The organism is Paenarthrobacter sp. AMU7 (genome assembly GCF_041200195.1).
Lineage (GTDB): Bacteria > Actinomycetota > Actinomycetes > Actinomycetales > Micrococcaceae > Arthrobacter.
The window spans coordinates 1,341,574-1,353,433 of sequence record NZ_CP165735.1 but is presented as its reverse complement, the minus strand read 5'-3'; the positions used below and the strand labels follow the sequence as shown (position 1 = coordinate 1,353,433).

11 protein-coding genes are annotated in these 11,860 nt (G+C 61.5%); 5 read left to right on the top strand and 6 right to left on the bottom strand.

Annotation, left to right across the window (positions count from 1 at the left end; translation table 11 throughout):
* Positions 1 to 91: 91 nt before the first annotated feature.
* Positions 92 to 679, top strand: coding sequence for a hypothetical protein (locus tag ABQM86_RS06345; protein WP_207596694.1), 588 nt, complete (start codon positions 92 to 94; stop codon positions 677 to 679).
* Between the two features lie 1,017 nt (positions 680 to 1,696).
* On the opposite strand, the gene ABQM86_RS06340 is transcribed toward ABQM86_RS06345, so the two are convergent.
* Complete coding sequence (locus ABQM86_RS06340; RefSeq protein WP_369746191.1) at positions 1,697 to 4,591, bottom strand: NPCBM/NEW2 domain-containing protein; 2,895 nt, start codon at positions 4,589 to 4,591, stop codon at positions 1,697 to 1,699.
* A 333-nt stretch (positions 4,592 to 4,924) separates the two neighbouring features.
* On the opposite strand from ABQM86_RS06340, the gene ABQM86_RS06335 reads away from it, so the two are divergent.
* The 3 genes from ABQM86_RS06335 to ABQM86_RS06325 all read left to right on the top strand — a co-directional run bounded on the left by ABQM86_RS06335 (position 4,925) and on the right by ABQM86_RS06325 (position 7,168).
* Positions 4,925 to 5,758 (top strand): FG-GAP repeat domain-containing protein, encoded by an 834-nt coding sequence (locus ABQM86_RS06335; protein ID WP_369746190.1) that lies wholly within the window; start codon positions 4,925 to 4,927, stop codon positions 5,756 to 5,758.
* A gap of 107 nt (positions 5,759 to 5,865) precedes the next feature.
* Positions 5,866 to 6,105, top strand: coding sequence for a PLD nuclease N-terminal domain-containing protein (locus ABQM86_RS06330; RefSeq protein WP_207596691.1), 240 nt, complete (start codon positions 5,866 to 5,868; stop codon positions 6,103 to 6,105).
* Positions 6,106 to 6,109: 4 nt separating this feature from the next.
* A complete protein-coding gene (locus ABQM86_RS06325; RefSeq protein ID WP_369746189.1) occupies positions 6,110 to 7,168 on the top strand; it encodes a hypothetical protein in 1,059 nt (352 codons plus the stop codon).
* A gap of 58 nt (positions 7,169 to 7,226) precedes the next feature.
* Here ABQM86_RS06325 and ABQM86_RS06320 read toward each other — a convergent pair whose 3' ends face one another.
* Together ABQM86_RS06320 and ABQM86_RS06315 are read right to left on the bottom strand one after the other, a co-directional pair.
* A complete protein-coding gene (locus ABQM86_RS06320) occupies positions 7,227 to 7,532 on the bottom strand; it encodes a winged helix-turn-helix domain-containing protein (protein ID WP_369746188.1) in 306 nt (101 codons plus the stop codon).
* Positions 7,529 to 7,972 carry a hypothetical protein gene (locus ABQM86_RS06315; protein WP_369746187.1) on the bottom strand — a complete coding sequence of 148 codons (444 nt, stop codon included), beginning with the start codon at positions 7,970 to 7,972 and terminating at the stop codon, positions 7,529 to 7,531. The genes ABQM86_RS06320 and ABQM86_RS06315 overlap by 4 nt, the downstream gene beginning before the upstream one ends.
* 180 nt (positions 7,973 to 8,152) lie before the next feature.
* Between ABQM86_RS06315 and ABQM86_RS06310 the strand changes: the two genes are divergently transcribed.
* Entirely contained in the window at positions 8,153 to 9,340 is a 1,188-nt protein-coding gene (locus tag ABQM86_RS06310; protein ID WP_207596688.1) for a TerC family protein, read from the top strand.
* Positions 9,341 to 9,354: 14 nt separating this feature from the next.
* On the opposite strand, the gene ABQM86_RS06305 is transcribed toward ABQM86_RS06310, so the two are convergent.
* Genes ABQM86_RS06305 through ABQM86_RS06295 form a run of 3 tightly spaced genes read right to left on the bottom strand, consistent with a single transcriptional unit; the run spans position 9,355 to position 11,843 of the window.
* Positions 9,355 to 9,957, bottom strand: a complete 603-nt coding sequence (locus ABQM86_RS06305; RefSeq protein WP_207596687.1) for a TetR/AcrR family transcriptional regulator — start codon at positions 9,955 to 9,957, stop codon at positions 9,355 to 9,357.
* Between the two features lie 12 nt (positions 9,958 to 9,969).
* Positions 9,970 to 10,815 carry an alpha/beta fold hydrolase gene (locus ABQM86_RS06300; RefSeq protein WP_369746186.1) on the bottom strand — a complete coding sequence of 282 codons (846 nt, stop codon included), beginning with the start codon at positions 10,813 to 10,815 and terminating at the stop codon, positions 9,970 to 9,972.
* Between the two features lie 32 nt (positions 10,816 to 10,847).
* Positions 10,848 to 11,843, bottom strand: a complete 996-nt coding sequence (locus ABQM86_RS06295; RefSeq protein WP_369746185.1) for an NADP-dependent oxidoreductase — start codon at positions 11,841 to 11,843, stop codon at positions 10,848 to 10,850.
* Positions 11,844 to 11,860 lie beyond the last annotated feature (17 nt).

The following is an 11,860-nucleotide window of genomic DNA, read 5'->3' as shown; positions in this document are numbered from 1 at the left end:
GCAGCTAGCGAACCTTCTGCGCAAGTTCCTGCTAACAAACAACGACGGCGAACCCTCCTGAGCGGGCACGTCACCCGTGCGAGGATGAGGCGTGGACACTTCCTCTGAGCAGCTGGCGATCGCAATCGGCAAAGCGCTGGGCGGCGGACAGGCAAGCGCCTACACCGGCACCTCGTATTGCCAGAGCGGCAACCACTTGGTGAGGCATGCAGTTTCGGTGCACCCAAGGGCCTTCATCTGGTCTGCGAAAGAGCTGCCGGACGGACCTACGAGAACGTTCGATCCCCGCTCCCTCACTCTGCAGACAGATGGCGTCGATGATTTCAGCCTTTCCATCGACCGCATCCCGTTCTCGTTTCCTGAAGCTGTACAGCTCTCTTTCCCACTCTCCCTGCCCATTTGGGGTCGGCAGCTGGACGACTATCACCCTGTTGCTTGTGAAGTGAACGGTTCCGACACGACGCTCCTGCTGAGGCACAGGGTAGATCGGACAATTTTCGGGTCCTTCACTTTCGATACAGAAAGCGGAATCGCGAAAACGCTGTTCACGCCGACGACGGCACTAAAACTGGAGCGTGAGATCCCACCGGAGAACGGAAAGTACGACTTCGGATTCGTGTCCGGCTTCGGTGACCCAGATTTGCAGAATCGCCTTCGCCCCGACGAAAACACCCATTAACAAAGAGATGGCCCGCGGACGTTAGTCCACAGGCCATCATCAACTTTCCGTTCACTCAAGCTCGCTATGCTCCTTGCGCCTGCTCCGTCGCAACACATAAACGCCGTAGCAACCGAACCCCAGCATGAGTACAGCAGCAGCGACACGCCACCACGCGAAAGGCTGCCAAGTCGCGAAGATGACGGCCATGACGAATGACATCACAACTTGCAGCGGATGCGGAACCTTGCTCATCATTCCCTCTTTCGATTGGGCGCCGCGTGGCCGGCAGGTACATTCATGACGAAGGCGGTCTGACTCGGACCTCGCGCTCAGGCGAGGTCCGGTCTCTTTGAGCTCACGAAGCGCCCGTGTCTGGTCAGCCAGTGGAACATGCCAACGGTTCCCGCGACGCTGAGCATGGGAATGAGAACGAAACTCCATTCGCCTCCCCTGAAAATTGATGCCGCACTCATCACCGCCACGCACCCCACGCCCAAAGCGGCCGAACGTGCCGACCCCACCCCAAGTGGAACCCATCGCCAACGCCGGTAGTACTTGGTGGCAACGATAAGGAGACACATAAGGAGGAGGCCAACAAAGTACACGAGCGGCGCAGGGACCAGACCCACGGATGATACGCCCGCGCCGAAAATCAAGGACAGACATAGCGAGAACCGTTTAGCCCTACACATCGGCCATTTTCACCAGATCCTTGCGCTGGAAGGCCACGAAATGTCTGTTTGCCTGCTCCGACATCATGCTTCCTCCTAGTGAAGAACGGTCTTTGGTAACCCGCACATTGTGCGCCCGCCATATGCCGGCTAGGTGGCGAAATACTCCTAGCTAGGTGCTGTCAGAGCGAAACTAGGTGCCGAAGCGCCCAAAAATGAGTGGCCGCTAGCCGCGTCTAGGGGTTCGCGAGGGAGCCTGGATGGCCTCTTCCGGGAACCACCTTCACTAGCCCCCACGATGAAACAAGTGTGGGATCCGCCCCTCCAGCGGATCCCACACAATGCTTTCAAGCAACCAACGAAACTACCTCAACCCAGGCGGAACATTCCCCACAGCAATACCCATGATGTTCAGCCCCTCGTTCACCAGTGCGCTCCCCTGCGGCAACGTCACGCTGGACACCTCAAAAGTAGGGGGAATGTCGATCTTCGTGGCAAAGATGCGGGCCGGCTCATCAACCCGCACCACCGTCGACGGCCCGCCGATGTAAGCCTGCGTGTGCCGCTGGTGATATGCCGACTCCGCCACCATCACCGCAGCATCCGTAGCAACCCCAGTGCGCCAGTTCGGCAGCGAAATGGTCACTGTCCTGCTCTGCCCGTTGGTGAAGTGAACGGTCGCCACTCCGGATGTCACGTTGCCTGTGGAGAATCCCGTCACTAGCAAGGTCCGCCCGCGGCCGGACAGAGCTACTTCCTGGCCCGCAGCCTTCACGGTGTCCGGCGTCCCCACAGCCGTCGGATGCCACACGGATGAGACGCCAAACGCCGAATACGGCTCGCCCGAGCCAAGCCCGGCAGCGGCCAATGCCTCCTCAGAGAACGTCCGACGGTCGGACGTAACAGCCCCATTCCGGGGATTAGCCGAATTCGCAACCGAGGTTTGATTCACCAAAGAAGCAAAAGGCAACGGGGAAACAGCAACACCAGGCCCCTGATAGGCCCCGATATTCGGCGCCGCCCCCGGCACCCCAACGGAACCGGCACCAGAGGTGGGGTTACCGAAGAAGTCCTTGCCGCCGTCGTCGTTAAGCCGAACACCGGCACCGATCAGCGGTGACCCGGAAGCAAGCCGGTACCCGGGAACGTCCAACGTTGTCTGGCCGCTGCCACCGGCAACCAACTTAGGATCACCCAGCACCGAACCAGCCTCCCCCGAGGGCGGGACAATACCGCCAAAGTACGCGTTGTTCGCATACACAGCAGCAGACGATTTAAGGACACCACCAGGTGCCACAAACAGGTTGTTCCGTACCTCGCGCGGACCGGTCATGTCATCCAAAAACACACGCGACGGGCAGTAAAACGTGTTGTTGTAGATGTAGTGCTTGCCGGTGCCGCTGCTGCTGCCGCCCAGACGGCAGTCGTCCTGTGCCACGTTGTAACGCAGCACCACGTTCGCCGTCGTTGCGCCGCCGCCGCAGTTGGAGATGCAGTTGAGGTAGAAGCCGCCGGCGTTCCCGTAGGAGTAGTTGTACTGGAAGAGGCAGGTTCCCACGATCTTCATGTCGCAGTCCCAGGCGGTGGAGTCGTACGTGGAGGTGGTGCTGTTGCCCACCACGTTGAACTGGAACACCGGGTTCTTGGAGTTGTACGGCCACATGCCGGCGAAGTTGCCGCCTTCATACGGGTGGGCACCTTGGCCGAGGTTCAGACCCCTGTTGTGCTCGATGAGCGGCGCGTCAGAGTTATGGATCACGATCGCGTCGCCGCCCACATCATGGATCTCGTTCCGTGCAACGTAAACCTTGGTGTTGTAGCGCTCGGTGGTATCGGGAGCTGAGATCTTCACGCCACCTCCGGCAGCGTCGTTGACCTCGTTATCGGTGATGGTGATGCCGTCCACCGATCCCTTGCCCCAGGTGCGCACCATGATGCCGGCCGACTGGGCAAATCCAGCCCCGTTCGTGGCCTTGTTCCGCCACCCTGCCACGTCCTCCACGTGGTTTTCCGTGACCACAATTCCTGCAGTCTGCGCCGTTCCGCTGTTCTCGAAGAGGATCCCAACTCTGCGCACCGGAGTGTCCGACGGGTTCACCACATGCAATCCGCTGACGGTCCAGTGACTGGCATTCGTGATCCGGATGGCCGCCACTGCGCCGTTGCCGTTAATGGTCGGCTTATCGCCGTCGCCGTAAGAGGAGAGCGTGATGGGATGGTTGGCGACGCCGGTGCCCGCCGGCGTGAGTGCGCCGATGCAGTCAGTGCCGGCCCGGAACAGGATCGACTCGCCGGCGTTGAACGCGCTGTGGCCGTTTACTTGGGCGATCGAGTTGAAAGGGCTTGCCTGGCTGCCGTCACCTGGCGCAGGGGCCGAGCAGTCCACATAGAACTTCGCATCGCTGATCTGCACAATGAACGCGCCGATCCTGCCCGTGGTGGCCACATCGAACGGCCCCGTGCCCGTGGCGACCAGTTCTGTCGCCCCGCCTGCGGCTCCGGCCGGCACCACAAAGGTGATGGCTGCCGCGCCGGTGGCGTCAGCAACGGCGTCGGCCATCTTTTCGCCCCGGAGGCCCAGGCTGACGGGACTCAACGGCTTGAGGTCACGCACGACGACGGTAGCTGGCGTTCCGGGGACCAGCCCGTTGAGATTGGTCCCGGCTGAGCCCTCGACCCGCAGCGGTACTGCGATGAACGCGTCCGAGCAGTTGATTTTGGCATCGGCCCAGTCGGCGTGATCGTTGCCGTTCCCCTCCGGGCCGGTCTCCACCTTGAGCTGCAGCGTGCTGCCGCCCTGCAGGTTCACGTTGACGGGCAGGGCGCCGTCCGTCCCCCTTCGCTCTCCCGCGAAGCGCTCGATGCCATCAACCAATACCTTGAAGTCCACTCGACCGCGGTCACTCTGAGTGTCATCCACACCAACTTGGGCGAGGAACTGCCGGCATTGGCCGCCAAGGTTGTAGGTAATGGACGACGCTGCGTGGGTACCAATGCCCTTCGGGTACACAGTGCCGCCGATAGTCAACGGCCCGCGGTTCGCATCGCCCGCCGCTTGGCCACCGTTGCTCATGTCCAGTTCCGCCGGTCCCCAACCGTTGGTCATACTCGACCACGGAACGTCGCTGGCATAGACGACGCCGGTGGGTGGCGGGGGTAGTTCGGCTGCGGTTGCGCTTGGGCTGGCTGCGATTCCGGTTGCCAGCGCTGCTGCCGTTAATGCGGTTGATGCGGCTACTGCTGCCAGACGTCTGGCCATGGGGTGTGGGTGCAAGTGGGGCTCCTCATTGAGTGGGTTTCCTCAAGGAGTTTCTTGCGGTTGCGAGGCCGAGGCAACGAAATGCACAGGGTTGAACATGCGGACCGCAGCGTTACCCGGCGACCAGTAACGGGCCGGCCGAATCTCCAGCCCCTAACAAAAACTACCCAACAGGACTAGGCTCCGGTGAATCGTTTGATATCCGTGTTGCTACTGGGGGTAACAGTGATGTTCCGATCAAATTCGAGCAATAATTCATGCCATAAAACACCCGACAATCGAAGGCGCCCACTTTTCATAGGGACAACTCTGGCCGCGACCGCGGCATTGCTCTTGGGCACAGCTGCCATTCCAGCACAGGCAAGCCAGCCGGGCACCCGTGCAGCAAATGTCCCAACAAACAACTGGGACTACGTCAACATCAACACGGGCTACAACGACGATGTCCTCGCCAGAGATACTGCAGGCGACCTATGGGTTTATCCCGGTGACGGCCAAGGCGGTTGGAAGAAGCCCCGCTTCAAGATGGGCGAGGGCTGGAACGTGATGACTGCAATCATCGGTGCGGGCAAGTTCCAAAGCGAGTTCAACGACGACATCCTTGCCCGCGATATCAATGGCGACATGTGGCTCTACCCCGGTGGCTACGGATACCTCAAACCCCGGACCAAGGTGGGTGTCGGTTGGAACGCCATGACCGCCATCATGGGCCCTGGCGACTTCGACGGCGACTACTGTGCCGACGTCATCGCCCGCGACGCCGAAGGCCGCCTTTGGTTGTACCCCGGGGATCACACCGGCGGCTGGAAACCCAGGCGCCAAATAGGTGTCGGTTGGAATGTGATGACAGCCCTGATCGGCCGCGGTGACTTCAACGAGGACGGCAAACGCGACGTCATGGCACGTGACACCAGCGGACGGCTGTGGCTCTACCCCGGTGACGGCAAGGGCGGGTGGCTGCCCCGCATGCAGGTAGGCGAAGGCTGGAATGCCATGACAGCGATCATTTCCACGGGAAGATTCGACGGCCACTACCCGGGCTACTCGCAGATCATCGCCCGTGATGCCAACGGGGACCTCTGGCTCTACCCCGGCGTCGGCAGCCGAAACCTCGAACCACGGAAGAAGATCGGGGAAGGCTGGAACGTCATGACAGCGCTGATCTGACCCAACCGAAGCGCGACTAAGCGGCAGGCACCCAAGGCGGCTCCGCCGTCGTGCATCTGCAGCGCCAGTGCTACGTTGTACGGAAGCTGCCGGTTCAGGGGGATGGCATGGAAGCTTGGGAATGGGTCTTGGCGTCGCTGGCGGGATTGTCCGCGGTGTTCGTCATGGGAGCGAACATTTGGGCTATTTTCGATGTCCTACAGCAGGACCGTCTCGATCAAACTGCCCGGATCATGTGGGTGTTGCTGTTTTTCGTGGTGCCGCTGTTCGGAGTTGTGGTGTGGCTCTACGCGAAGCCTCGGCTGACTAACATGAGCGGAGGCCTACGCCTCCGCAGAACCCTTTAGTGCCATGGATTCACTGCTGCAGGGCCCGCGAGGCCGTCGCCTGTGCCTCGAACTCGCGATGGAGCTGGACCAGGACATCCGGATCGCCGTCTTCCATCTGGGATACAACCTCGATCCCGGCGCCGGCAGGTCACGCAGAATGTTGACCATGGACCCCTTGGGCGAAGCACCGCCTCCGCTGCCGGAGCCAACCATGGATGAGCTCGCGGGCTTGATCACGTCCTTAGACCTCAACGGCATCACCAACCAACTGGTTCACTATGCGCTACAGCGCGCAGTGGACACCGCCAGATACTGGCAGGAACCCGAGGGCGAGGACTTCCTCGCCGCCACCGAGGAAATCACCGTGCCCCTGGCACGCGTCGCGGAAAGCCTGGCTTATTCACCCACAACTCAGTGGTGGGTCCAGAAGGCGCAACCCGGGCAGTGGGCTATCGACTGGCGCTCAGCGGACGATCCCACACCGCTCCCCCGGGACCCGCAACACACCTTGGCCGAATGGGGACGGAAGGAACGGGCCCAGGAGATTCGTGCGGCCAAGGAACGACCAAAAAACCCTCACGCCAACTTCAGTGGCGAATGGTGGTCGATCCCCCATGGACTGATCCACACTGTGGCGCGGATCCCTGAGGGGCTCAGCCTGGTGGAGGATTCCCTCGGCTGGGAAGAAGCCACCGTCATCCCCGTCGCAGGAACAGGCAGGATTTTGGAGATCACCACAGAAGAGGACTGGATCAACTTGTGCCGGGCTTTCCCCTTGGAAGTCACCGCGTCCCGTCGTCACGACTGGTTCCGCACCACTGGCCGCCATGGGCGCTGGGTCATCCCCGACTGGGAGCAAGCTGCCACGGAGTGGGATGCCGTTCACCTCACTGTCACCGGCTACCTCAGCCTTGCCGGCCGTGCGCTTCCAGTGAGCGAAGACACCTCAACTGTCATCGCGGGGTGGGACCTTGGCACCACGTTCTGGCTCAACGACGTAGTCCGTGAAACGGAGGAACCCCGCCAACACTGGCACGGGCCTCACAACGAGGACCAATGGGTGTTGGTCTCAGGCGCCTAAGCGCGAAACCGGACGCGGCCGCCGTCGTGCGTTCCCGCCATGGAACCGCTGCGGCGGGTCACCCGCCCGCAATATCCCGCAGCGTTTGCTGGTGAGCCGCCCAAACTTCACGCCCTGCAACCGTCAAACTCGCCGAAGTCCTCGGAAACTTCCCGGCGAAGCTCTTCTTGATCTTCACAAACTCGGCCTTCTCCAAAATCGCGAGCTGCTTACTCAGCACAGAGTCGCTGACCTGAATCGCATCGCGCAGGTCCTTGAAGTCCAGCGACTCGGCCTTAGCGAGCGCAGCCATGATGGAGAAACGGACCGGTGAGTGGACGACCTCGTTGAGCTGGTGGCGCGGGTGTTCCGCCGGAGTGCTCATGCGCGCAGCTCACGGAAGGCGGCGGCGAGGCCAATGCCGGCCAACGCGACAGCGGCCGGGATGTAGAACCACAGGTTTCCGTCGCGGAAGAAGTAGGCACCAACCACCAGGGCTACGACGTACAGCGCGAAATACCCGACCAGCGATGTCACGAACCTCTTGGTGTACCCGGCCTTGGTGGACCGTTGGAACATGGGCCAGATGCTGGCGGTGATGGCGCCCCAGGCGCCGACAGAACACGCCAGCAACGCAGCGCCGTAACCGGTATGGGCGACGATGTGCATCCCGATCATGAGCAGTGAACCCATGATGGCGAGGCTGGTGAACAGGACGGCGACGGGCCAAGCTGCTGCGTTGATTGAGGCGGCACCCACTGAGTCAGCTCTCGCAAGGAGTTCGCGGGCCTCGGCTGCTGACATATTTCCGGTGGTCTCGTTCATGGTTCCCCCAAAGTTGTGCGGATCAATGATCCCAACCTAGGAAAGTACTTTCCATATTGTCAAGTACTTTCCCATGACGGTCTAGTTAGCGCCCGCCCCACCACTCCCGGTAAATTTGATTCCAAGAGTTTGACCCTCGGTGAGCAACACCACTCGCGCGCCTCACGAAAGCAGGATCATATGACCGTCTCTCCCCTCATCTGGGGCATCACCATCGTCGTCATTTTGGCGCTCTTGGCCTTCGACTACTTCTTCCACATCCGCAAGGCACACGTCCCCTCGCTCAAGGAAGCGGCCATCTGGTCCTCCATCTACGTGGGCCTGGCTGTGCTCTTCGGCGTCCTGGTGCTGATCTTCGGCGGCGGCCAAATGGGGTCCGAGTACTTCGCCGGCTACATCACGGAGAAGGCCCTCTCGGTCGACAACTTGTTCGTGTTCCTCATCATCATGGCGAGCTTCCGGGTGCCGCGTGAGGATCAGCAGAAGGTCCTGCTCTTCGGCATCGTGTTCTCACTGATCGCCCGCACCGGCTTCATTTTCCTGGGCGCCGCGCTGATCAACTCGTTCGCGTGGGTCTTCTACATCTTCGGCCTCATCCTGCTGCTCACGGCAGGCAACCTGCTCAAGCCCGGCGACCACGGTGACGGCCAAGCCAACAACTTCATCATCCGGCTCGCCAAGAAGCTCTTCCACACCACGGATAAGTACGACGGCGACAAGCTCTTCACTACCGTCAACGGCAAGCGTGCCCTGACTCCCATGCTCCTGGTCATGGTGGCCATTGGTGGCACGGACATCCTGTTCGCGCTTGACTCCATCCCGGCAATCTTCGGCCTCACGCAGAACGTCTTCATCGTCTTCACCGCTACGGCGTTCTCCCTGATGGGCCTGCGCCAGCTGTACTTCCTGATCGACGGCCTGCTGGACCGCCTCATCTACCTCTCCTACGGCCTGGCAGCCATCCTCGCGTTCATCGGCGTCAAGCTGATCCTGCACGCCCTGCACGAGAACAACCTGCCGTTCATCAACGACGGCGAGCACGTCAACGTCATCGAGATCACCACCGGCCTCTCGCTGAGTGTGATCATCGGCGTCCTGATCGTCACCGTGGTGCTCTCACTGATCAGCCCGGCGGGCAAGGCCCAGACGGCCATCAACAACGCCCGCCGCCATGCCGTGGACTACCTGGACCTCGACTACACCGCTGACGCCAACGAGCGCGAGCGCATCTACCGCGCACTGACCGCCGAGGAAGCGCAGATCGTCCAGATGCCGCTCAAGTATCGGAACAAGGCCAAGGACGTGGAGGCGATCCGCGAGCAGGTGAAGGAAGCCCACCGCCAGCACGAGGCTTTCCTCAACCGCTAAGCCCAGCTAAGAAGTCAGGCGCCCAGGAGCACGCTGATCTGATCCCGGATCTCGTCGCCAACCTGGGCGTCTGTTAGTTCTTTGGTGGCCGAGGACGTCATGCTGATGAACATGATCGCTGTGATGATCCGTGCCAGCTTGGCGGGGTCGCGGGCCAGCAGTTGCTCGTCGCGGCCCAGGATGCCGGCAATAGCTTCTTCCGTGCGTATGGTCAGCGACAAGGCTTCTGCGTGGTGCGGCTCCGCCGGATCCCCGAAGACAATCTCCTTCAGGTACGTCCGGCCGTTCTCGATCTGGACGCGGTTGCACTCGATGATGGGGCGGATGATGGCCATCACCGCGTCGAGCACCGCCGTTTCAGCGGACGCTGCGTCCACCCCATTGGTCAGCGCTTGGGCGTATTTGACGTTGTGCACCAGCAGCAGCAGCTCCGCCTTGGTCTTGGCGTACAGGAACAAGGTTCCCGAACCGACGTCGGCCTTTTCAGCTACTTGCTGGGTGGTGACCTCATCCACTCCATACTGGGTGAAAAGCTCACGGGCTGCCGCCGTGATGCGGTCAAGCTTCTCCTGCTTATTCCGTTCACGTCGGCCAAGGGTCTGGGGCGCAGGCTGCATTCAGCTACCGTATCAGCGGCCCAGGAATTCGAGGGCTACAGGGACAAACTTGTCGTGGAACTGGAAGATGCCACCGTGCCCGGAGTCGGGGTAGATGACCAGTTCGCTGCCCGGAATCCGGCGGTGCAGGTCACTCGAGAGGACAGATGGCACCATGCGGTCATTGTCACCGTTGGCGATCAGCGTCGGTTGGGTGATGACACCCAGATCTGCCGACGGCGACAATCCCCACCGGCGGATGGCTTTCAGTTGCGTCTGGAATGCGGCGAGCTTGAAGGGTGCCTCGCGGTTGGTGGTGCGTTCCTTGAGACGATTGATGAAGGCCCGGGCGGCCGGCTTACCGGCGGCGTTCCGGTTGAAGAACAGGAACTCCTTGGGGTCCTGCCGGGTAAGGGTGCCCCGAAGAACGTCGTAGTAGGTGATTCCGATGATGTTCTGGATGCCTTCCCCACCGGCAGGGCCCGTGCCTGCGAGCACCATCTTGCGAACAAGCCCCGGGTGCTTGAGGACCAGCGCCTGGGCGATCATGCCGCCAAGGGAGAACCCGAAGAGATCCACCTGAGGATAGCCGAGGGCCTGAATGAAGGCAGCGGCGTCGTCGGCCATGCCTTCAATGCTGTCCGGAACGCTGCCCGTGGAGGCGCCCACTCCGCGGTTGCTGAAGGTGATCACGTGGTGCTCGGCGGCGATGGGATCGATGATGCGTGGATCCCAGTTGTCCATGGTTCCAGCGAGGTGAATCAGGAAGACCACCGGAACCCCGCCCTTGGGACCCATCTCCCGATACGCGTAGGTAACGCCGTTGGCCGTCACCGTCTTCGCCGGCACCTGCACATACCTCTGTTGTTCACTGCTCATGATGTTTGTCCTGTCGGGGTGTTGGTTTGTGGTTAGAGATGGCTGACGACGGTCTTACCGCGGACGCCGCCCTTTTCCAGGGCAGCAAGGACATCGGCTGTCTGATCGAACGGCACCACGCGTCCCAGTACAGGCTTGATGTGGCCGGCATCGATGAGCGCAGCAATTTCCTTCAGCTGGCCGCCATCGGCGCGCATGAAGAGGAACTCGTAGGTGACACCGAGTCGGCGGGCCTTGCGGCGAATACCCGAGCTCAGCAGGGTGGTCACACCCAGCAGTACAGGGTTACCACCCAGCTGGCGGGCGAAGTCGGCATCCGGCGGACCCGCGATGCCGATAGCCTTGCCACCCTTCTTCAAGACCTTCAAGGACCGCTCCAGGTTCTCGCCGCCAAGGCTGTCCAGGACGAGGTCGTAGTCGTGAAGGATCTCCACGAAGTCCTCGGTGCGGTAGTCAATCACCACATCAGCGCCGAGCTCGCGGGCAAAGTCCTTGTTCCCGGCGCTGACCGTGGTAGCTACCGTTGCGCCCAAGTACTTAGCCAGCTGGATGGCGATGGAACCCACTCCCCCGGCACCGGCATGAATGAAGACCTTGTGGCCAGGGCCAACGTTCCCGCGCTCCACCAGCGCCTGCCACGCCGTCAAAGCCACCAGCGGAAGTGAGCCCGCTTCCTCCATGCTGACGGTGGCCGGTTTGATGGCCAGGTCTTCCTCGGCCACGGCGATACGCTCCGCGAAGGTGCCAATGCTGTCCTTGCCGGGGCGTGCGAATACCTCGTCGCCGGGCGAAAAGGAGCGCACTTGGGGCCCCACCTGCAGAACCACACCCGCAACGTCATGGCCAAGAACCTGCGGCAGTTTGTACGGGAGGATCTGCTTGAACTCCCCCTGCCTGATCTTCTCGTCCAGCTGGTTCAGGCCGGCCGCGTGAACCTCAACCAGCACATCGTGGTCACCGAGCACCGGCTCCGGGACGTCGATCTGCTGCAGGGGTTCCTTGTACTGATTGAGGACGAAGGCTTTCACGGGGGTTCTCCAATGAC